Source organism: Marinifilum sp. RC60d5 (genome assembly GCF_052400665.1).
Lineage (GTDB): Bacteria > Bacteroidota > Bacteroidia > Bacteroidales > Marinifilaceae > JBQTGK01.
Window position 1 is genome coordinate 647,083 of sequence record NZ_JBQTGK010000001.1, and the last position, 23,091, is coordinate 670,173.

Sequence of the window (23,091 nt, forward strand, 5' to 3'; positions counted from 1 at the left end):
TATTCCCATTCCTACGGTAACTAAAACAAAATCATTTTCATCCTTTGCCTATTTTATTACATCATCTTTAATTTAATAGGTACTTAATCCGATTCCTAATAAAAGTGCACCAATAAGAAAGGACAACAAGGCAGAAACTAAGATAACAACAACAAGGCTTAGAATAAAATAATTTATCTTTTTATCTTCAGCAACATTGGTTATTGGAACAAATCCTAAATAAAGAATATATAAACTGTAGATTCCTGCAACCAGACCTAAAATTGAAAGACTGGGAACCATATAAAAAACCCCGGCCAACCATGTTGGAGTATAAGCATAACCAACAAGTTTAACAGCATTTGGTAAGCTAACACAGGTATGAAAACTAGCTGCTAATTTATGGATGCAAAAAGCACTTATTATTACTCCCAAAAATGCGCCTAAAAATGCCAATATGGCCTGATGCAAACCCCAGGTGAGCGAAGCCACTTTAAAATAACTTCCCATTCCAATTAATCCATAGCCAATAAAAGAGGCAATGGTCGGAATTAGCGCAAGAGGAAGAATATAGCTCGTTAAAAAATCTTTAAGCTGAACTTCTTCATTACTTATTTTTAGCCAAGCCGATTTTGGATTAAGAATAACAAGCTTAACTCTGTCGATTAAATATTCAATGTTTATCATTTTTACAGATTTAGCATATTCCTATGATTCTAATAAACTATTTAACAAGCCACCACTACTTTCCTTTCTAGTATTTGAAGATCCAGTACTCAACTGACTAATTAATTTATTAATTGGCATAGATTGTAACCACACTTTCCCTGTTCCTCGCAGTGTTGCTAAAAATAGTCCTTCACCTCCAAAAACCATCGATTTTAAGTTACCTGCCTGCTCCACACTAAAGTCTATTCCTTCCTGAAAACCAACTACACAGCCAGTATCTACCCTTAGGGTTTCGCCATTCAAGTCATGTTCTATTAATGTTCCTCCGGCATGAATAAAAGCCTTTCCATCGCCTTGTAATTTCTGAAGAATAAAACCCTCACCGCCAAAAAAGCCGGCTCCCAGTTTACGATTAAAGTGCATACTTATTTTCGTTCCCAATGCGGCGCATAAAAATGCATCGCGCTGCACGATTACCGTACCGCCCATTTGCTCTAAATCTAATGGCACAATCGTACCTGGATAAGGAGCAGCAAAAGCAACCTGACTTTTACCAGCACCTGTATGAGTAAAATGAGTTATAAAAATCGATTCGCCGGTTATCTTGCGAGAAGCAGCCGAAAGAAGCTTTCCAAATAAACCTTTATCTGGCTCCGAGCCATCGCCCATTTTTGCTTTAAATTCTATTCCCTCTTTCATGTAAAGCATTGCACCAGCCTCAGCAATTACCGTTTCGTTTGTATCCAACTCTATTTCTACTAGTTGAATATCGTGACCTTTAATTTTATAATCTATTTCGTGAGATTTCATGAATATTTTTTTTTAAAGATTTTGTATTTATTTGAGTTATTAACAAATTGTTAATATCCTAATTTTTCATTCCTACAAAAAGAGCAATTATGAATAATCCGATTTTCTTTATTACCTGCAAAAGCATTAATAAACCAACAAAACAAAATAAAAGCGGTCCATAGGTTATTACATAAGTTAAAAAGCCTGCTCCCGGTTCAAGCATCGATATACTCTGTATTTTAGGATTATAATAAACACTTACCACCTCTCCTACACGGTATTTATTTAAATCTTTTTCAACTTCAGAATAACTACTTGTACTGCTTTCAACAGAAGAAATTCTACTGCCAGTATAATTTACTCCCTCCACCTCATAAGAGTATTCTATATCTGCGCTATACATTGTTTTTCCATCACTTTTCTTACTATTTACTTTAGAGTGAGTAACTTCTCCCTGAACTGCTGGCCATTTTTCAGAAGCTTTTGCCTCATCTATAATGGTTTGACTTATATGTTTATAAAAAAGCCAGCCTCCTACAATAAATACCAATGCAAAAATAAAAGTGGCAAATATTGAACTTTGTCTTGTTTCCATAATCAAATATTTTACTTAGATTTTTCTAAAAATTAAACTGGTCCAAAATTGAAAGCATTTCACTCTTACTTTGAGCTGCACTTGATACAAGAATTATGTAAGTATCGTAATTTGGAATATCAACAATTAATGAAGTATCATCCTCATCATCCATTTTACCATACATACATTTCTTTCCTTTGTGAGTAAAACTTTCTAAGTTTCCTATCTGACCAGGATTTCCATTCTTACGAGATGTGGCTGCCACAGCTAAAGTTTCGCTCATTCCTTTCATAAACATAGCGCTGTATGTACCCTTATTGTTCATTACCATCATTTTTCGATAGCCATTGTACTCGAACTCACTGGCCTCTTTCTCGAATTTACCATAAGGATACTTCACAGGAATCAAATCAATGTCCTCATCATCGCTATCCTCATCATCGAAGCTATCCATACCACCCATCATTTGTTGCTGATACTGATTCTGATCTTCGTAAGTGATACTTCCTGGAGGAGTAAATTTACTTTTTGATATACTGATATTCTTTTCGAACTTAACAGCTGTTTCTGTAGTTTTTATGCCTAACATTTCGGCATCCGATTTTAATGCGATGCCTTTATAAATCCAGCATTTTGCACCCATTAATTTTACGATTTCGCACTTATTTCCCAGAACATTCTCTGTTCCAACAATCTCACCACCAAAAGCTTCTAAAATATCTTTTCCTATCTTTTGCTTTTCGGCTTCGGTCATATTCTCATTTATTTGTGCCATTTCCTGATAATAAGGAAGGTTTCCTTTTTGTCCGGTATTCTCAATTAAATTAGCCGACCAAAACTGTTTTCCATCCATTATAGTAATATCGTGAGTTTTGGTTTCAGTGCTAATTCCAAACATTTTGCTTCTACTTACCGATTTTGTTTCCGTTCTAGATAAACTTCCATAATTATCCCACCAAATTGATTTGGTGCCCGTAGTATTTCCACTTAATTGATATTCAACATGACCAGATTTAACAGCATATTGTTGAATTTTTTGTTGTGCACCACTAGCGAAGCTCAACATTAAACAGGTTAAAATCAGAATTATTTGTTTCATGTTTTTTTGATTTATTAATTAAACGGTTTTTCTATCTGTAAAACAGAAATATAACAGTAGTATAAATTACAAAAAGTTTAAATAACTTCCCGTCTGAATCTCACATTTTAAGGTTGTTAGGTTGTAAAGTGAATTGATTTTAAAAAGATCAGACAGGAAGTATTGATAATTGTATTTAGTTACTAAACAATTATTTAAAAATGATAAAGAATTCCTACACCAACCGATAAGTAATTTGCATTACCAATAGTGTATTTCATATCTGCATTAAAGTACATTTTATCAGAAATTGCAAAGCGACTTCCAATACCAATATTAACACCAAAATCACTACCTGAATCGTCTATTTCGGAAGTCAACTCTCCCATAAAATCATCGATGTAATCGTCATACTCACCATAGTCTTCACCATACGAATCTGCACCATCAAAATCCCATTTCCAGAAAGTAAGATTCAAACCACCAATAGCATAAAATGTACTTTTGTCGTTATTGGAAAACACATAATGAGCATCAAAATCTAAAGTTGACCAATTCACATTATTCTTCTTAAAATAATAAGTAAAAGCAGGAGCAATTTCCCATGTATCACTTGCTAAATAGACACCTTTAGCTTCAATACCCATTGTACTGATATCTGTTGCATACTTAAGACCAGCTCCGGCCATAATTTTTGAGTCTTGTGCTTGAGTTGTTAAACTAAAACATACTGTAAGCACTGTTGCGCATAGTAAAATAAATTTGTTTTTCATTTTTTTAATTTTTAAACGGTTATTAATTAAGGTTATAAAATTTCTACTTCAACATCTACCAAGGCCGTTGTTTCTATATTAAAACTTACCGGCTGCTCGCTAACTGTTCCTGTAAATGATATTTTGAGATTTTTATTTAGTAATAATGTATTAGCAACTGCATCTAATTGCTCTGTGGTGAAATTCACAAAGAGTGGCTGATTTAACGATACTGTAGGAATGTCATAATCGAAATTCAAATCAGGAACACTAACATTTAATGATTTTACTTCGCCACCTGTTAAATTGCTTATCTTACAATTTACTGATGTTACATCAACCCCTTCAAGCTTGTTTAAATAGTCTTTAAGCTCTTTTATATCAGCAAAATCAAGACTAATGGTTTCGGAGAACGAATAAACTTCTGCCACTTTCACACTTCCAGTTTCATTCGCATTTACATTTATTGTTGTGTTTTTTGATACTTCTATATCGTAAAAATCTTTTGTTTTCAGATCATTTACTTTATCACAGGATGTAAATCCAATAACAATTGTCAGTAAAATAAATAATGTATTTTTCATTTTTACTTTTTTTGATTTATAAATTATGATTATTAAATTGTTTAATCTCACATTAATCAACGAGATTATTTAACACTAAATACTCATTAGCTCAATATTATAAATAGAGTTTATTTTTACTATTTTATTTATTTACCTCGTATACAAACAGCGTATGCTTTGCCTTGGCTATAACATAATCAGACGTTGCACTAGTTAGTTCGGAGATATCGTATTTGTTCGAAAATTGATTGAACTTTTTTGCCAAACCAGGGCGTGTTGCCATTGCAAAACCAGAAAGAGGCAAACCACTTTGGTTAAAAGCATCCAATAACCAACTGTATTTAGCATTAGTAATCGTTAATCCTGGTAATCGATTTTCATCTTTGCTGGTGGATAATATCATTCTTGAATCATAAGTACCCACAACTTTGCTCATTGTGCCATCTCTTTTCATGGAATAAACAGGAACAGTATCGTCAGCACGAACTTCAAGAGTTTTAAAAACCACATAAGTATCACCTTCATCTGTAGAAAATAACATACGCAAATCTTCGTCTTCTGAAAAAGGTTCAAACGCTAACGTTTTTGTATTATAGATTAAAGGTTGTTTCGAAAATGTACCACAGTAAAACACCAGCTTGGTATGGACAGCATTTGCTGAATGTGGTATATAAACCTCTTCTTTTTCCTTGTAATACAATTTTATTCGGTCTTTTTTATGATCGAATCCGTAAATGGCATCGAAAAACGGGAGTCCTTGCCCATCGTTTTGTTTCATTGTAACCAGATATATTATTCCATCGTCGCAAGGCAGCATATATGCAATTGGATTCTTGGGCAAAACGCATTTAAAACGCTGCATTAGTTCCTTTTTTTCTATATTATACAATGCCAGGTTGGGTTTATCACCAATATTTTCAACCACTGCCATTATTGGCTCTTCGTTGATTAATACTGCTGCTCCACATTCTTCAAGCGATAAAATAGGTTCTATTTTTTGTGCATTTGCTGTTACAATACAGCTGATAGCTATTAAAAGTGTTTTTAGTTTTTTCATGATATAATTTAAATAGACGTAATTGCTTGTTTTGGTTTTCGGGTAAGAGATATTTTACCTGCATATCTGCTCAAAAATAAAATGAAATTATTCCTGTTCTATTTCTCCATATTTAGCCTGGATTTGTTCCATACGTTTTTCGAAGCGTGTCCAAACAATTTCTAGAGCCACCAATTCTTCATCAGAAAGTTGCTCGCCTAACTGCGAACGCTTGTCCATATACTCGCCCCACTTTCCCATTATTGTTGTTGATTTTACAGCTATCTGAGCAGTAGCTTTCACTAATTTTAATTGATCTATCATGCCCAGTTCCGACTCGTCAACACCAACATATTCACCAACATCTTCCATGGTTTCGTCAATCATAAGCGCATACTCGTCTGCGACTTCGCTCATACCTACAATAAACTCAACAACTTCTTTGTTATCTTTTAACTCAGCAGGAATTTCAACCTCCATTTTACCCAACTTATCATCGACTTTGTTACCACCACCACAACTTATTAATAATGCAAGTGCAAGTCCACTGAATAAGAATTTTAGATTTTTCATTTTATTTATTTTTAAAGGAACAATTTGATACATATTTTTTCGTCACAATATTTATCATCTTTCAATAATATTTTCGCACTATCGTCTTGCTTAAAATATCACAAACTCTACTCTACGGTTATTTGCTTTTCCTTCAGGTGTATTGTTGTTATCAATTGGGGTGCTTTCGCCAAAACCTTTGCTGCTTAAACGATCGCTTGAAATTCCCATACCAATAAGTTTATTCATTACTGTTTCTGCTCGTTGCTCCGAAAGTATTTGGTTTTTAGTTGCATCACCATCTGCATCGGTATGACCTTCAACACTAAATTTAAGATCAAGCTTTTTACTCATTAGCTCGTAAATTTTATTTATTGAACCCATACTTTCACGCTTAAGCGTTGCTTTATTTACATCGAAACGGATACCATTACAAACGATCTTACCTTCGGTCATTACACGTTCATAATACTTTACACCACCTTTGGCTATACGGAAATTCTTTGCATAAAAAGCCTGATTATCCGATGCTTTAGCAAAATAAGGATAGAACGTGAAGCCTGTTGGATTATAAGGGTAGCGAGGAATATTAACCAGACGGGTATCATCAAGGTACACCTTTAATTTTCCTTTTGTAAAAGCAAGCGACACGTGTGTCCAAACTCCATTTTTATTATAGGAATAATCTCTTTCTGGGTGCTCGACATAGCCATTTGTTGGAGTATCTACCCTAATAGGTGTGATTTGAAATTCCTGAGTCTTATTTTTAGGATTATTTTTACGATCAGTTAAGTAAATTGAAAGCCTATTTCCTTTTTTTGGTGTGTAATAATCAAATTCTATTGTGAATACATCAGGTAAATAATCTTCATTTGAGTTTTTAAGATATGGAATTATCTTACCACCATCTAAAAACATAAGTACATTTTCACCATTAACACTGGCAATTTCAACTTGACCACTTATTAAATCCCAACGACTAGGGAACTCACCATTTTCTTCCATAATATCGGGACCATCTTCAAAAATCACCTCATCACCTGGAACAAAATCAAACTTACTCCATTGTACATCCATTTTAGGAGTTGCAACAGCACCTGTTGTAAAAGTTCCACCACCACCTGGCATATATTGTCCGTTTGAAGTTCTTCCTTTAAAACTCCAAGAGTAAGTTGTATTAGGTTTTAAGTCTTTACATTCTTTTGTATTATTGCTCGAAGCTCCCAACATTTTCATAGGGTTAGTTTCGCCTTCTTCTAAATAAAGTTCGTAGCTGGCAGCTTTAAAACTGTTGTCATCCATTGGAGTCCATTTTAAGCTAAACGTAGTAGGTACATCGGTAGCTCCATCAGGAGGGTACATGCCGAATTGGTTAAATAAGATTTCGGGATCTTGTCCGGCAACCGAATTATTACCTCCCGACGAGTTATGGGAATTATTGGCTATAATGGTATTATGATTTGAACCATTGCCTTTCTTTTTCTTCTTTTTCTTTTTACCAAAAAGACTTCCCAAGCCTTCTTCTAATTTATCGAAGCCTTTATCTACTCCTTTTTCTATTTTATTGTTCGCTCGTCGAGTACCTTGCTTTTTAACAACCTTTTCTGGATCTACTACCTGTGCATTTACTATTGTAATACTTAGTGTAAGTAATAATGTAAAAAAGACTAGTTTTTTCATGAGTTCATTTTTTGGTTTTGATTACAATGTAAATGTATGGCGGGTTTAAATTTTTAAATAGAAGCTATGTTTCAAATATAATCACAAATGTTCCAACCCTTGATTAATAGATATTTACACCTCTTTAAATAAACAATAATCACTAGATATGGAACAATTGTTATAATTTATCAGATCCTCTGAATTTGCAATCGAAAAGCTGCCATCAAGCCCACAAAACCAGCACAACTCTCTACATATATGCAAGTTAGTACACTTTTTAGTAGGATTATTATGAAAATAATCAGTTAAAAAAACAACATATAAAAAAGAGGTATTACAAATGTTCCATCGATTTGTACAAATGTTCCATCTACTATATTTCAGATAGTTACAACAACACTGACACACTTATTACATATATAGAAGAAAACTATAATTCAAAATTATCTACAAAAATCACTAGGTATTGAACTTGAATTCCTATAAAAATCAATTCTAATGGGAGAATCAAAATCAATTAATTAGTCTCTTTATTGAATAGCTATCTATTCAAATAATAATAGAGCAAAAAAAATGGCTCACTACAAGTGAACCATTTCGAACTATTATAATTTTATTCTAGTAATTTACTGTATGTTCTTTCATGTATTCGGAAGGAGTACATCCCTGAATCTCTTTAAAGCACTTAGAAAAATAGGAGGTATCGTTAAAACCAGTAGAGTAACAAACTTCACTAATACTTGTTTCTGATTTTAAAAGCAGTTTGGAAGCCATTTTAACTCGCTGAGTTCGAATAAATGCTGTTGCCGATAAACCTGTTAAAGCTTTTAGTTTCCGATGCAATTGAGTTCTACTCATTAAAGTTAGTTCACAAAACTGATCCACAGAAAAATTGGGATCAGGCAAATGCTTTTCTAATACTTCCTGTAAGCAAGTGGCAAACTTTTCTTCTTCCGATTCGAAAACCAAATTTAATGGGCTAATCACCAATTCATTTTGGTATTTTTTTTGTAGTTCTTTCCGGGTATTTATTAACCTTTCAACTTTAACGAGTAAAGACTGTGCATTAAATGGTTTTACAATATAATCGTCGGCTCCGGAATTTAAACCATCCAATTCATTATCATCTCCTACTTTAGCAGTTAATAAAATAATTGGAATATGATTCGTTTTATGATCTTCTTTAAGCGTTGAACATAGCTCAACACCGCTAATATTTGGCATCATAATATCCGAAATAATTAAATCAGGAATATTATCAAGAGCCATTTTTATTCCAATCTCGCCATCTTCGGCTTCTAAAATCTTGTACTTATTAACAAAGTACGTTCTAATGTACTTTCTCATATCAGAATTATCCTCCACAATTAGAAGAACAGGAAGATCGCCCAATTTCTTTTCTGTATCTGCCTCATTAATATTTGGCAATTGTACAATTTCCTGAATTGGCTGCTGAACAATTGGGGCTAAAGAAATCTCATTTGATTTAAAATGTTCTTTTGTGCTTGGCAACACCAGATTAAATTCTATTATTTGATTGTTGGAACAACTCACTTTTATTGGAGCCCGGTATAGCGTACAAAGTTCTTTTACCAAAGACAAACCAATACCTGTACCCTGCGTTTCATTTTCTCCGGCACGATAAAAACGATCGAAAATATGTAACAATTCTTCATCGCTTAAACTGCACCCCGAATTACGAACAGCTATTTTCAGATGATCGTTAAAAGCAAGTACATTAACCTGCACCTCTCCATTACCAGGTACAAATTTAAAAGCATTCGATAACAGATTTGTGAATATGATTTCAACAATATTACGATCGAACCACACCTTTCCCGTTTCGTTAATATCTAACTGATATGTAATATTTTTTTCTAAAGCCTGATAAGTAAATGAGTTCGAAATTCCTTTTAAGATAGTCGATAAATCGCCTTCCTGAGCCTTAATTTTAAACTGTCCTGCATCAATTTTTGATAGGCTCAATAATTGATCTACCAATGATAATAAACGATCTGAGTTTCGTAAAATTAAACTAAAATCAGTACGATCCTCTTCTTTACAGGCCTTACGTAATTGTTTTTCAACTGGTCCTTTTATAAGTGTTAAAGGAGTTCTAAATTCATGAGAAATACTACTGAAAAATTTAGATTTCATTTTACTGATACTCTGTAATTCTCGAGTAACTCTCTGTTTATTCTGATATCTATAATAAAAAAATGCCGCAAGCCCACCAAATAGTAATAACAATACACCAAACTGGTTTCTTTGCATTTTTTTAGACTCGCCAATCAACTGATTTCGAGTATTCAAAAGCTCAATTTGTTGCGATTTCTTTTCCGATTGATACTTAAATTCCAAATCGTTGAGTACCTGCGAAGTAGCAGAATTATAAAGAGAATCGGTGTAAATTTTAGTTTGCAATAAAGAATTACACGCTTCTTTATATCGTTCTGTTTTCAAATAAACCTCATAAAGAGTCTGATTACATAAAATCAAATTATCAAGAGAATGAATCTCTTCTGAGAGAGCTCGCCCTTCCAATAAGTTGTTTTCGGCCTCTTTATAGCGTTTTAATTTAGCAGATGCCGTACCATGATGAATTAATATCGAACTAAGATATCTTTTGTCTTTTATTTCGCGCTGTATTTCTAAGGATTTTTCAAAATGATCATAAGCTTCATAATAGTTTTTTAAGGACATATCAACCTGGCCTAAAAGCTGATAGCATATACCCTGGCTCATTGGATAATTTCGCTTTTTCGCCAGCTCTAAACATTTATTAATATAGTAATTTGCTGAATCGCTTTCATTAAGAAACATATAAGCTTCTCCTACATTCCCATAACTTAACTCTAAATGAAAGTTATTTTCGCTACTAATTCCATATTTTAATGATTCCTTAAAATAAGAAAGTGCTTTTTTGTACTCCTTTTGCACCAAATAAATATTGCCAATTCCATTTTCGGCAATTGCTTTTCCATAATAATTTTTACTCTTCTCAGTACTATTTATGGAAGATACAAAGTAACTCAGTGCTTCTTCATTTTGATCGGTTTTGCGACAAACAACGCCCAGCTCATTATAAATACGCCCAATTTGGTAGTAATCTGCTTTTTTACGAGCGTATGGCAAAGCCTTTTTATAATAATATTTAGCCGAATCGTAAACATGTTGATATCTATGATTTACTCCCAAGCGGTAATAAATTTCTGGTAAGTTAAGACTATCAATATCTGACTCTACTTTTTTACGAAGAATATGCAGATAATCTCCATATTCTCCCTTAAAAAGTCTTCTATTTCGAACAACCAACTTTATGGCTCTCTCCTTATCTTTTGTATGTCCCTTTTCATAAATCAGATTCTGAAGTTCATTTTTCAAACTATCTAGATTCTTATATTTAGGAACTTCCAATTTTCTCTGTGAAAAAATATCAGCAGAAATAATTGTTAGTACTAGAAGTAATGAAAGTTTAGCTAGTAAGTTCATTATATTATTATGTATTAAATAGTGATCTCTTAAAAAATAACATTCAATAAAAGACAATTACAAATTCTCTGACAGCACAACTTTTCAACCAACACAATGTATTATCTATTAGCGAATTTAAGACATTCAACATCCAGAAGCAAATAAACATTTCACTTAACAAAAAAAAATCCTTCTATAAACATAAATTAAATTTTTAAAATCAACTTTAACCTATGTTAAGTCTCCTTACATCCGCAATAAATATTCATTAATAAAACAATTCATAATATTTAGATATTTTAAAAAAACAAAAGATACGGTCAACACATATCCTTATCTGCTAGCAATTCTACATCAACTTGCAATATTTATTAGTACCTTTACCTATCGTAAAATTTTGTATAATTATACAATTACACAAGAAGTAAATCAATTGAATATTAGAGCAATTAACAATGAAATTCGACGAAATAAAAGAAAAATTATTGCAATATAAAGCCGGCGGAAAAAAAATATTTACGACATCCTCTTTTCAGTCGCACAGTTTGGTTCTATTACATATTATTAGCAGAATTGATCCGGAAATACCAGTATATTTTATTAATACCGGATTTTTATTCCCCGAAACAATACAGTTTAAAGACCAAATAGCCAAAGAGTTTGGCTTAAATATTATAGATGCTAAATCGACAATTCCAAAGGCTCAACAAAAAGATGCCAATGGAAATTTTCTTTTCACATCAGATCCTGATTATTGCTGTTTTCTTAATAAAGTACAACCTTTAGATAGCGTTTTAGCCGATAATGATGTTTGGATAAATGGTGTTCGTGCCGATCAATCGGCAGTAAGAAAAGCTATGGATATTGAACAGGCTGCTCCTCATAATGTAATTCGTTTTCACCCAATGCTAGATTGGAGTAAACAGGAAATTTACAAATACATAAAAGATTATAAACTACCTCGTCATCCGCTTGAAGCGAAAGGCTATGATAGTATTGGCTGTGAACCCTGTACGCGCAAAATGGTTTTAGGCGACGAAAGAAGTGCCCGATGGTTTGGCATGAAAAAAACCGAATGTGGATTAAACACCGATTTGGTAGTAAAGAAAGATAAATAGTAACTTTAGATTAGAAATTTAGCAGAATACAAATATTCTCTATTTCATAAAATCTTAATTGCCATATAAACACAAATAATATGAGAGTTTTAATAACTGGAGGTGCCGGATACATTGGTACTGAACTATGCATAAAGCTAAATAAAAATCCTGAAGTTAAAGAAATTACTGTTCTTGATAATTTAAGTCAGGATAATTATAATTTATTTCTTCACTCACAAATTGAACCTGGAAAAGTAAAATTTGTAAAAGGAGAACTTTTAGATTCGAGAACTCTGGATAAGGTTTTAAAAAATATAGATGTGGTGTATCATTTGGCTTCCGAAAATTCGGATAACGATAAACTTCATCATCTTCACGAACAGGTTAATAACTGGGGAACTGCAGAATTAATTTATGCCATAGAAGAAAGCAATGTAAAACAATTGGTTTATGTTAGCTGTACTTCTGTTTACGGATATTCAGATCACGAATTTGATGTTTTTACTATACCCGAACCAAGTACCTCTTTAGGAAGCTCAAAGCTAAGAGGTGAACAACATGCCGAACGGATTATGCCTAAGGTAAACACTCAAATAATTCGTTTGGGGAATGTTTTTGGACATGGGGTAAGTATGAAAATGAAAAATACTATTAACCGTTTACTTTTCGATTCTCATTTTGTGGGAAGAATATCAATACATGGCAGCGGAAATCAAAAACGTCCGTTTATTTCTCTAGATAAAACAAGTACAATTCTTGCCAACTTATTAGGTAGAAAACTAGATTCTGGTGTTTACAATTTGGTTGAACACAATAAATCGATAATGGATTTGGTTGAAATAATGCAATCTCAAAATCCTGATATGGAAATGATTTTTACCAATCAGCATTTGGAGCTACCTCAACAAATGGTAAAAACAGATGATAGAATAATGAAATTATACGATGGTAAAAAAATGAGTTTCGAAGACGAATTAAATGCATTGAAAAATCATTTTGAAACTTCGAGCATTTAAAAATAATTATAGGCTTTTGCTGATAGCAAAAAAAAGATGATTCGCTTGAATCATCTTTTTTTGTTATATGTTTTCTGTTAACTTCTTTACAAAACGATACTTATTAAAAAACTCTTTAGCAATTACACGCAAAATGGTATATGATGGAATGGCAAGCATCATACCTACTATTCCTGCCATACTTCCTGCCATAATAATTACAATAAAAATTTCAAGCGGATGAGCATTTACAGAATTCGAGTAAATTAAAGGTTGAAATAAAATATTATCGATAATTTGAACACAAGCAAAAACCATAGCCATATATCCAAGTAATGGTAAAATTTCGGTGTAAAAATCGGCATTTAAATTGGTTGCTATACCTATTATCATTCCAAAGCAAGCACCAATAATTGGCCCAATGTAAGGAATCACATTCATCATTCCTGCAAATAAACCAATTACAACAGCCGTTCCAAATGGCAAACCAACTATACTCAGGCCAATTGTAACAAGAAAGCCGACCAATATTACTTCGAAAAATAATCCCACAAAATAACGCATTAGTAAATTTTTTATCGAATCTAACACATGTCGAACACCTTCCTCATGCCTTGCAGGCACCAACAATACCACTCCGCTATTAAATAAGCTGCTATCTTTTAAAAAGAAAAATGTAATAAACGAAATGGAAAAAAGAGCAATAAAAATATTTCCCAAAGTACCTGCTAATGAGCTAAAAATAGATGAAACATCTGATATTTTAACAATCGATGTGAAATTATCAATAACAACAGCTTTTAAATTAAACTCATCGCCTTCTGCCGAATATTTAGCTATTACAGATTCTATTTTTTGTATCGGTTCCTCTAAACTCTGAGCTGCCGAATTTACATCAATTGTCGATAATTCCTGAGCTTGTGCAGCAACCATAGGTATAAAAGTCCTAAAGAACATCACCATCACAAACCAGAGTAATATTAAAGTAAGTCCAGCCGATAATGCCGAAGGACAAGTCCTGTTTTTAATTTTTATTTTATTTAAAAATACCACTACGGGCCGGCCAATGAAGGATAAAACTACCGATATTAATATGTATGCTACAATATTACTAAAATACCAAAACATTAAGCTTAGGAGCAATACCCCAAGTACAACCAATATATATTTTCCTTTTCCATTCATTGGGAAGTAATCATTTATGTGTATAAATATAAAAGTAAGAATTTTTAGCATAAAAAAAAGCTCCCGTAAACGAGAGCTTTTCACAATAGTAGCAGTTCATTATATTTTTAAAGGAGAATCAACCTTTTGTTTCATTAAGGCAATCTCTAAAACCTCCATTATTTCATCAACAAAATGGAATTTTAAACCTTTTAAATAAACATCCTTAATCTCGTCGATATCTTTTCTATTTTGATTACAAAGAATTATTTCTTTGATTCCGGCACGTTTAGCAGCAAGAATTTTCTCTTTAATACCACCAACCGGCAAAACTTTTCCTCTTAAAGTAATTTCACCAGTCATTGCAAGATTTTTCTTCACTTTTCGCTGAGTAAATATCGAAGCCATTGCCGTTACCATGGTAACTCCTGCCGATGGTCCATCTTTTGGAATTGCACCTTCGGGAACGTGAACATGAAGATTCCATTCGTCGAAAGCTTCTTTCTTAATATTTAATTTATCGCAATGAGCTCTCAGGTATTCTTGTGCTAGTAATGCTGATTCCTTCATTACATCACCCAAATTACCGGTTAAGGTCAGTTTTCCTTTTCCTGCCGATAAGCTCGATTCAATAAATAAAATTTCACCACCAACCGAAGTCCAGGCTAAACCAGTAACAACTCCAGCATATTCGTTTCCCTGATATTTATCGCGATTAAACATTTCAGCTCCTAAATACTCCTTTAAGTCCTCAACTTTAAGTTTAGTATCGTATTCTTCCTCCATAGCAACTTTACGCGCAACTCTACGCATAATTTTAGCAATACGCTGATCTAATGCTCTAACGCCCGATTCCCGGGTATATTTATCAATTACCTCTGCAATTACCTCTTTCGATATCTTTACATTTTTAGCAGTAATACCATGATTTTCCATTTGTTTTGGTAACAAATGACGCTTGGCAATCTCTATTTTTTCTTCCTGTATGTATCCACTCACATCAATCATCTCCATACGATCGCGAAGAGGAGCCGAAATTGATCCCACATTATTAGCAGTTGCTACAAACATTACTTTCGACAAGTCATAATCTACCTCTAAAAAATTATCATGGAAAGAACTATTTTGCTCAGGATCCAATACCTCAAGCAATGCTGATGATGGATCACCTCTAAAATCGTTTCCAACTTTATCAATCTCGTCGAGAATAAACACAGGATTTGAAGAGCCCGCTTTTTTCATTCCCTGAACAATTCGACCTGGCATTGCTCCAATATAAGTTTTTCTGTGTCCGCGAATTTCAGACTCATCGTGTAAGCCACCTAAGGACATTCTGACATACTTACGATTTAATGCGCCAGCAATAGATTTTCCCAATGAGGTTTTTCCCACTCCCGGAGGTCCATACAAACATAAAATTGGAGATTTTAAATCACCTTTAAGCTTTAATACTGCCAAATGTTCAATAATACGATCTTTTACTTTCTCTAATCCAAAGTGATCTTTATCCAGAACTTCCTGAGCATTTTTAAGATCAAAATTATCTTCGGTAAACTCGTTCCATGGCAAATCCAGTAATTCCTGCAGATAATTTAACTGAACAGAATATTCTGCTGCCGCTGGATTAAGGCGCTGAAGTTTTTTAAGTTCCTTCTTAAATATCTCACTTACCTCATCATTCCATTTTTTTTCTTTAGCCTTCTCTTCCAGATCAACTACATCCTGATCGTTAGGGCTTCCGCCCAACTCATCCTGAATTGTTTTCATTTGCTGGTGCAACAAATATTCTCTTTGCTGTTGATCCATATCGGTTTTTACTTTCGACTGAATATCGTCTTTTAATTCTAAAACCTGAATCTCGCGCACCAATAATTCCAGCAATTTTAAAGCACGATCTCGAATATCACTAAATTTTAACAGCTTTTGTTTATGGCTATATTTAATTTCTGAATTACTGGATATAAAGTTTATAAGAAATGAAGATCCTTCGATATTTTTAATCGCAAAAGATGCTTCATTAGGAATATGAGGAGAAAGTTTTATTACCTTAATAGCCATATCTTTAACTGAAGATACCAATGCTTTAAACTCATTATCTTCTACTTGAGGTCTATTATCTTTTAGTGTCTTAATTCGTCCAACATGAAATGGATCTTCACTAACAATCTCTTCAAGTTCAAAACGTTTTTTACCCTGTAGAATAACGGTTGTAGATCCATCGGGCATTTCCAATATTTTTATAATCTGTGCTACCGTACCAATCTTATTAATATCGTCAAAATGTGGTTCCTCAACACTCAAATCTATTTGCGAAGCAGCGCCCAACATTCCTTTGTTTTTGTATACTTCGCGAACCAGTTTTAACGATTTCTCTCGTCCTACCGAAATTGGAATAACTACACCTGGAAATAATACTGTATTTCGAAGTGGCAAAATTGGCAAAGTATCCGGAACTTGTAATTCGTCCAAAGCACTCTCATCCTCATCTGTTATTATTGGAATAAAATCTGAATCTTCATCCATCATATTTGACAAAGCTAAATCACTAATATTGAATTCTATTTTATCACTCATTCTATCGATGTCTTATTCTTACTTTATATATATAAAAGGAAAACACTTTTTGTAAGCATATTGTGACAAAATGTCGTATCCTTTTTTAAAATTTTAGTCTAACTATAGTTGGCAATAGCTATGCCAAAATAAAAATAGAGCTCTAACAATTTTTTGCAAGAGCTCTATTACTGTCAAAATTTATTTTTTAGAATGATTTCCGATAAACTTTTGTCATTTCAAAAACCTCTGCTAAAATATCTTTTTCTACTTGGTCAAATTCCAAAGCTCTTCTTTTCATCACCAAATCGGCCACCTCATAAGCTGCTTTTAATCGGTACTCTTTAAATCCATGATTACCACCCATCGAAAACGAAGGAATAAAGTTTCGTGGAAACCCAGCCCCATAAACATTGGCACTAACGCCTATCACTGTTCCTGTGTTAAGCATTGTATTAATACCACATTTTGAGTGATCGCCCATTATTGTACCACAAAACTGAAGACCTGTACGTGCAAAACTCTCGCTGGTATAACTCCACAATTTTACCTGAGAGTAATTATTTTTTAAATTGGAATTATTTGTGTCGGCACCAATATTACACCATTCGCCGATTAATGCATTTCCTAAAAAACCGTCGTGAGCTTTATTCGAATAACCTATCATTACAACATTATTAAGCTCTCCTCCGCATTTACAGTAAGGACCTAAAGTAGTTGCTCCATAAATTTTCGCACCCATATTAATTGCCGAATTTTGACACATTGCCAATGGGCCTCTTACTAGTACACCTTCCATTATTTCGGCATCTTTACCAATATAAATTGGTCCGTTCTGTGCATTTAAAGTAGCAAACTCAACCTTTGCTCCTTCTTCCAAAAATATATTCTCTTTTCCAAGCACATTTACACTTTCACTTATGGGTTGAGATTCTCTTCCAGCTGTTAGCAACTTAAAATCGTCGCGAAGAGCCTGATCATTTAATCCAAAAACCTGATATGGCTTATCTATTCGAATAATTTCGGAAGTATATTCTACAGCTTTTTTATCTGTAATTTCTTCCTCCAACACTAAATTTACTTCTTGCGAACTAAAACGTGCAGCAATTACAATCTTATCGCGTATTAAGTATTCGTTAAGCTTAAGATTTTGAATTGCCTGGCTTAATTCTTTACTTGGCAAAACCGATCCATTTACCAGAACATTTTCCTCTTGCAATTGAATTGGAAATTTTTTGGATAAATATTGCTGTGTTAAAAAACTAAGCTGAGAATTTAAATATCGTTCCCATTTTTCATGAATCGTTAAAATTCCCACTCTAATTTCTGCCACAGGACGAGTAAAACTTATCGGAAGCATATCGTTCCATGCTCCATCATCAAAAAGAATATAATTCATTGTAGTAGTAATGTAAACCCGAAAGTTTATTTGTTTTATTTTACGATCAAATTTAAGCAAAATGATTTAAAAACAATTGTTTTTATATGGTTCCTGAACTTTAAATGATTTTTAAATCGGGTATAAATAATTTTTGCACAAAAAAAAAGCTCCGAATAATCGAAGCTCTTTAATATTATATGACCAAGAATTACTTTTTGAATTTCTTGTATCTGTTTCTGAACTTGTCCACACGTCCAGCAGTATCTACTAATGTCATCTTACCTGTATAGAAAGGGTGAGAAGTATTAGAGATCTCTAACTTAACTAATGGGTACTCAACACCTTCGAATTCAATAGTTTCTTTAGTGTTTGCTGTCGATTTTGCAATAAAAACATTATCGTTTGACATGTCTTTGAATGCAACAAGACGATAGTTTTCCGGATGTATTCCCTTTTTCATTTTAAATATCCTTTAAATTTCTTATAATCTTCTTCCAATGGAGTGCAAAGGTAGATATTGTAATTCATTTTGCAAAAAAATAAATAAATTATTCTCCTCTTTCTTATACATTTTTCCTGTTTGCCTTATCTCCTCTGTTTTCCAGTGGAATAATAGGCGTTCTTTTAAAAGGTATTTTCGAATCAAAAAGACATCTGTAGGTATAATGAGTCTTCATTCTAACTCCACCAACCGACTCATAAATGGAAATCATTTTAGGATTAAAATCACCAACCCAAGACAACTCCATTTCTTTATAGTGCGGCTTATTTTTCATGATTTTATCCATGTGCCAAAAAATTGCTGATTCGATACCCGATCGTTGATATTTCGGAACAACTCCCATTATTGATATTCGACCTCGGGTAATTGTTTTTGTTTTTAAATAGTAAAGAAATTTTAACTTGTTCCACAAATTAAATTTCCCATTCATTTTATTTAATATCTGATTGATATCGGGCATTGCAACAAAAAAAGCAATCGGTTTTCCTTCAAAATAAGCAAACCAAATAAATTCTTCTTCAATAACACCTTTACCTTCTCTGGCAATTTTCCTTATATCCTCAGGATCAATAGGAGAAAAATTATCGTGAAATTTCCAGGCATCATTATAAATCGATATTAAATCTTGAATATATTTTTCTTGATTTTTATAAGTAAAGTGCTCAAAAGAAAATCCTGGTTTTTTAGCCACCCATTTTGCGATTTTCCAAAATCTTTCAGGGAATTTTTTTCTTAAATCGAGATGATAACTATACTGCTCAAAAAACACTTTAAAACCATAAGATTCAAAAAATTCTCTGTAATATTTTCTATGATATGGCATTCCATATCCCTGCGGAATAAAACCATCAACTAATAATCCCCAGTGGTTATCATTCTCTCCAAAATTAACCGGGCCATCCATTGCCTGCATTCCTCTTTCTAACAACCAGCTTTTTGCTGTATCAAACAATAGGAAGGCCGCATTTTTATCATTTACACATTCAAAAAAGCCACAACCACCGGTAGGCTGATCAAAAGAATGAGCTTTTTTCTCATTTATAAAGGCAGCAATGCGTCCAATTGTTTTTCCATTTTCATCTTGTAAAATCCATCGGCAAGCTTCACCGTGACTAAAAAATGAATTATTTTTAGAATCAAAAATCCCTTCAATTTCAACATCAAGCGGACGGGCATAATTCGAATCACCTTTATAAATGATTTCAACTATGTCTAAAAATTCTTTTCGTTGCCTATTATTTAAGACTTCAACTATATTCACTCGAAATGTATATTTATTTTATAAAAGGTAAGCTGACTAATTACGGTTGGCAATTTTCGAAAGTAGTCTTAGCAACTCAATATATAACCAAATTAAAGTTACCATTAAACCAAACGCACCATACCACTCCATGTATTTTGGAGCTCCTGCTTGCGATCCTTTCTCTATAAAATCAAAATCTAATACTAAATTTAATGCAGCAATGGCTACAACAAAAAGGCTTATCCCAATACTTAACAAACTTGATCCGTAATAGAAACCATTTCCAATACCAAACATATTCATAATCCAGGTAATGAAATAAAATATCATGATACCACCAGTTGCTGCAACAATACCAGCTCTAAATTTTTGAGTTACTTTTATTAAACCTGTTTTATATGCAAAAAGCATAGCAAAAAGGGTTCCGAATGTTAAACCTACTGCCTGCATTACAATGCCCGGATAAGAGGCGTTCATGAGGGCAGAAATTCCTCCAAGGAAAAGACCTTCGAACAACGCATAAAAAGGAGCAGTATAAGGAGACCATGCGGGTTTAAACACTGTAACGAATGCTAAAATAAGTCCGCCCACAGCGCCACCAATCATCCAGGGATAAACCGAACTTGTAATTTGACCACTGCCAGCCGAATCTAAAACCATTCCCCAGGTATAGCTTGCTGCTGCAACTACAAAAAATAATAAAAGTGCGATTTTATTAACCGTTCCATTAATGGTCATTGTTTCGCTGTGCGATTGTAACCGAGAATTGTAAAATATTTTATCACTCAATACTGGGTTCGAACTCTTTGTTAATGCCATATAATTAATGCTTAATTTTATTTATTTAATGAGCATCAAATTTACTTCGTTTAATTCTCTTTTCCTAGATTTTTAACCATACAGAATCATAAATTATCTTAAAATAAAATCTTACAATTCTAACTCATACTGTAAATCATCCCATACCTCCTGCCAGTTTTCGTCTTTATTTTTTAACTGATTCACACGAGTACTAATTTTATCGGCAAGTTCTTTATTTAAACGAACTATCTTACCTAAACTTCTTTTAACCTGATTTTTAAGATAATTTTCATCGATATTTTCTGGGATAAATTCTACAAAATTTACCAAGCCAATAATATCTTCTTTTCTTTTTAACAAAGCCATTCTTCCCAAAACCAACACCGCACAAACTACTTTTTTATAGTTCCCCGATTGTAACCAGTCTTGCAAAAGTTGATGTATGTTTGGTAGGTGAATTAACAAATTCATACTTATTTGCTCGTACAATTCATTAGATTCCATATCCTGAAACCATCTTTCTAATTGTGCAGTTTCAACTTTCTCGGGTTCTTCGAGTAACGATGCCACAATTCTGGTTTCGCGAAATTCTTTCACCCATAATTTATGTGCCAACAAATGGTTTTGCTCATATTTAGCTGCCAGTTCTCGTAAATTCACCACCGTAACACCCAAAGATTTTTGGTAGTTTAATCCAAATTTTTTCATCTCATGATGAGTTTCACCATTCCTTAAAATTGATATTTTTTTAAATATTTCCTTAAATTTTGCTTCTGTATCTTTATTGTCAATAAAAAATTCCATTTTTTTAAAATTAGTTAACTACCTGCAAAGGTAGAGTTTATAATCTTTTCGGAATCTTTTTTTAATTTTTTTTCAAATTTTATTTGGAGAATAAATAAGGATTTCTCTATATTTGCACCGCAATAGAGCAGAAATGGTGATTGTAGCTCAGTTGGTTAGAGCGCTGGATTGTGGTTCCAGAGGTCGCCGGTTCGAAACCGGTCTTTCACCCCTAAGAAAAAAGCAAGTTCAAATGAACTTGCTTTTTTTTGTTTTATAAGCTTTCGTTTTAATTAAACGAATAAGATAAAGAAAACACATTGGAATATCGGGCAATCGACTGATCCCCAATATCGGTTAAAGCATAATCCAAACGAAAGCCTTTATAATTAATTCCCAAACCCAAATTAGGTTGAAATGTCCATTCTTTACCATTATCAAAATCGGTTTCTTCCTGAAAGTTATTTAGCCCGGCTCGCAAAAATATAAATCTTTTAAACGAAGCCTCTACAGCAATATGTGGATCAATACTAAGAAGATCACCCTGAATTACAACATTACGCTTTCCATCGAAGGTAAGATCTGTATCGAACTCTGCTAAGAGCCCAAAATTATCTGAAATATTAAAACTTCTACTCACCCCCAATATCAAACGAGGCAATGTCAACTCAGTTGAATTTTCGGGTATTTCGTTACCTGTAAGTGCAAATATCTCTTCTAAATCATCGGTGTTAAACACCCACGAATTAAATGTACTAGAAGCATCGCGCAATACGACGGCAAACTTCCAATTCGATTTTTTATAACTTGCCGATAAATCGATACCAAAACCATAAGCTTTAGCAAAATCACCTGTGTGACGATATATTAACTTTACATTTCCTCCAATATTTAATCCTTTTATTCCTGTTTTACGAGCATAGGAAAATAAAAATGCATAATCGGCTGCTGTAAAAGTTGTAATTCTATCGTACCTTAAATTTCCATCACTATCGATTAATTCCAGGGTATTGGGAATATCATCCACACCATATCGAATCAAACTTAATCCCAAAGCACTCTCTTTAGTCAACTTAATTGCAAACCCCAGGTAATCGTAGGCCGATAAACCGCCAAAATATTCGGCATGCATAAGCGAAGCATCATACTTACTATTTAGTTCGACCAGGGATGATGGGTTCCAGTAAGCGGCCTCTACACCACTTTGTGAAGCAATAACAGAATTTCCCATAGCAAAAGAACGAGCTCCCACACCAATAGAGAGAAATTCGTTACTGTAAGTAGGAGCAGAGCTTTGTCCGTAAGAAAAATCATACAAACAAAATACAATTAACAGGCTTAATAAAAGTCGCATATCTAATATTTTCAAAGTCTGGTAAAAATAACATGCTTTTTTTAATCTCTCACATACTATGGCGATAAATCAATACTT

At 33.3% G+C, this 23,091-nt stretch carries 20 protein-coding genes and 1 tRNA gene; 3 read left to right on the forward strand and 18 right to left on the reverse strand.

All coding sequences use genetic code 11. The annotated features are described in order from the left end of the window. Positions 1-72 precede the first annotated feature (72 nt). The 10 genes from ACT3CE_RS02735 to ACT3CE_RS02780 all read right to left on the reverse strand — a co-directional run bounded on the left by ACT3CE_RS02735 (position 73) and on the right by ACT3CE_RS02780 (position 11,155). Complete coding sequence (locus ACT3CE_RS02735) at positions 73-666, reverse strand: Yip1 family protein (protein WP_444708224.1); 594 nt, start codon at positions 664-666, stop codon at positions 73-75. 21 nt (positions 667-687) lie between these two features. Further along, entirely contained in the window at positions 688-1,458 is a 771-nt protein-coding gene (locus tag ACT3CE_RS02740; protein ID WP_444708225.1) for a TIGR00266 family protein, read from the reverse strand. 58 nt (positions 1,459-1,516) lie between these two features. Further along, complete coding sequence (locus ACT3CE_RS02745) at positions 1,517-2,035, reverse strand: DUF3592 domain-containing protein (RefSeq protein WP_444708226.1); 519 nt, start codon at positions 2,033-2,035, stop codon at positions 1,517-1,519. Positions 2,036-2,060: 25 nt separating this feature from the next. Beyond that, positions 2,061-3,116 (reverse strand): hypothetical protein, encoded by a 1,056-nt coding sequence (locus ACT3CE_RS02750; protein ID WP_444708227.1) that lies wholly within the window; start codon positions 3,114-3,116, stop codon positions 2,061-2,063. A 194-nt stretch (positions 3,117-3,310) separates the two neighbouring features. Continuing rightward, positions 3,311-3,868, reverse strand: a complete 558-nt coding sequence (locus ACT3CE_RS02755) for an outer membrane beta-barrel protein (protein WP_444708228.1) — start codon at positions 3,866-3,868, stop codon at positions 3,311-3,313. A 32-nt stretch (positions 3,869-3,900) separates the two neighbouring features. Continuing rightward, complete coding sequence (locus ACT3CE_RS02760; protein ID WP_444708229.1) at positions 3,901-4,431, reverse strand: hypothetical protein; 531 nt, start codon at positions 4,429-4,431, stop codon at positions 3,901-3,903. Positions 4,432-4,555: 124 nt separating this feature from the next. Then, the gene (locus ACT3CE_RS02765) at positions 4,556-5,470 is read right to left on the reverse strand and encodes a hypothetical protein (protein WP_444708230.1); all 915 of its coding nucleotides are present in this window, start codon (positions 5,468-5,470) and stop codon (positions 4,556-4,558) included. A gap of 87 nt (positions 5,471-5,557) precedes the next feature. After that, positions 5,558-6,022, reverse strand: coding sequence for a hypothetical protein (locus tag ACT3CE_RS02770; protein WP_444708231.1), 465 nt, complete (start codon positions 6,020-6,022; stop codon positions 5,558-5,560). A gap of 90 nt (positions 6,023-6,112) precedes the next feature. After that, on the reverse strand, positions 6,113-7,681 hold the full coding sequence (locus ACT3CE_RS02775) for an OmpA family protein (protein ID WP_444708232.1): 1,569 nt from the start codon (positions 7,679-7,681) through the stop codon (positions 6,113-6,115). A gap of 600 nt (positions 7,682-8,281) precedes the next feature. Continuing rightward, complete coding sequence (locus ACT3CE_RS02780) at positions 8,282-11,155, reverse strand: hybrid sensor histidine kinase/response regulator transcription factor (protein ID WP_444708233.1); 2,874 nt, start codon at positions 11,153-11,155, stop codon at positions 8,282-8,284. Positions 11,156-11,592: 437 nt separating this feature from the next. On the opposite strand from ACT3CE_RS02780, the gene ACT3CE_RS02785 reads away from it, so the two are divergent. Together ACT3CE_RS02785 and ACT3CE_RS02790 are read left to right on the forward strand one after the other, a co-directional pair. Then, positions 11,593-12,255, forward strand: a complete 663-nt coding sequence (locus ACT3CE_RS02785) for a phosphoadenylyl-sulfate reductase (RefSeq protein WP_444708234.1) — start codon at positions 11,593-11,595, stop codon at positions 12,253-12,255. Between the two features lie 80 nt (positions 12,256-12,335). Then, positions 12,336-13,253 carry an NAD-dependent epimerase/dehydratase family protein gene (locus ACT3CE_RS02790; RefSeq protein WP_444708235.1) on the forward strand — a complete coding sequence of 306 codons (918 nt, stop codon included), beginning with the start codon at positions 12,336-12,338 and terminating at the stop codon, positions 13,251-13,253. 63 nt (positions 13,254-13,316) lie between these two features. Here ACT3CE_RS02790 and ACT3CE_RS02795 read toward each other — a convergent pair whose 3' ends face one another. From ACT3CE_RS02795 to ACT3CE_RS02825, 7 genes are all read right to left on the reverse strand, one after another. Beyond that, positions 13,317-14,417, reverse strand: a complete 1,101-nt coding sequence (locus ACT3CE_RS02795) for an AI-2E family transporter (protein WP_444708236.1) — start codon at positions 14,415-14,417, stop codon at positions 13,317-13,319. A 99-nt stretch (positions 14,418-14,516) separates the two neighbouring features. Further along, positions 14,517-16,970: an endopeptidase La gene (gene lon / locus ACT3CE_RS02800; RefSeq protein WP_444708237.1), complete on the reverse strand. Its 2,454-nt coding sequence runs from the start codon at positions 16,968-16,970 to the stop codon at positions 14,517-14,519. A gap of 187 nt (positions 16,971-17,157) precedes the next feature. Next, positions 17,158-18,348 carry a GlmU family protein gene (locus ACT3CE_RS02805; protein WP_444708238.1) on the reverse strand — a complete coding sequence of 397 codons (1,191 nt, stop codon included), beginning with the start codon at positions 18,346-18,348 and terminating at the stop codon, positions 17,158-17,160. Positions 18,349-18,538: 190 nt separating this feature from the next. Further along, complete coding sequence (locus ACT3CE_RS02810; RefSeq protein ID WP_444708239.1) at positions 18,539-18,790, reverse strand: type B 50S ribosomal protein L31; 252 nt, start codon at positions 18,788-18,790, stop codon at positions 18,539-18,541. Between the two features lie 103 nt (positions 18,791-18,893). Beyond that, positions 18,894-20,093 carry a GNAT family N-acetyltransferase gene (locus ACT3CE_RS02815; RefSeq protein WP_444708240.1) on the reverse strand — a complete coding sequence of 400 codons (1,200 nt, stop codon included), beginning with the start codon at positions 20,091-20,093 and terminating at the stop codon, positions 18,894-18,896. A gap of 36 nt (positions 20,094-20,129) precedes the next feature. After that, positions 20,130-20,894, reverse strand: a complete 765-nt coding sequence (locus ACT3CE_RS02820; RefSeq protein WP_444708241.1) for a Bax inhibitor-1/YccA family protein — start codon at positions 20,892-20,894, stop codon at positions 20,130-20,132. Positions 20,895-21,005: 111 nt separating this feature from the next. After that, entirely contained in the window at positions 21,006-21,680 is a 675-nt protein-coding gene (locus ACT3CE_RS02825; protein WP_444708242.1) for a DNA alkylation repair protein, read from the reverse strand. Between the two features lie 135 nt (positions 21,681-21,815). Here ACT3CE_RS02825 and ACT3CE_RS02830 point away from each other — a divergent pair. Next, a tRNA-His gene (locus ACT3CE_RS02830) sits at positions 21,816-21,891 on the forward strand. A gap of 57 nt (positions 21,892-21,948) precedes the next feature. Here the strand turns inward: ACT3CE_RS02830 and ACT3CE_RS02835 are convergent. Continuing rightward, entirely contained in the window at positions 21,949-23,013 is a 1,065-nt protein-coding gene (locus ACT3CE_RS02835; RefSeq protein WP_444708243.1) for a putative type IX sorting system protein PorV2, read from the reverse strand. Positions 23,014-23,091: the final 78 nt, after the last annotated feature.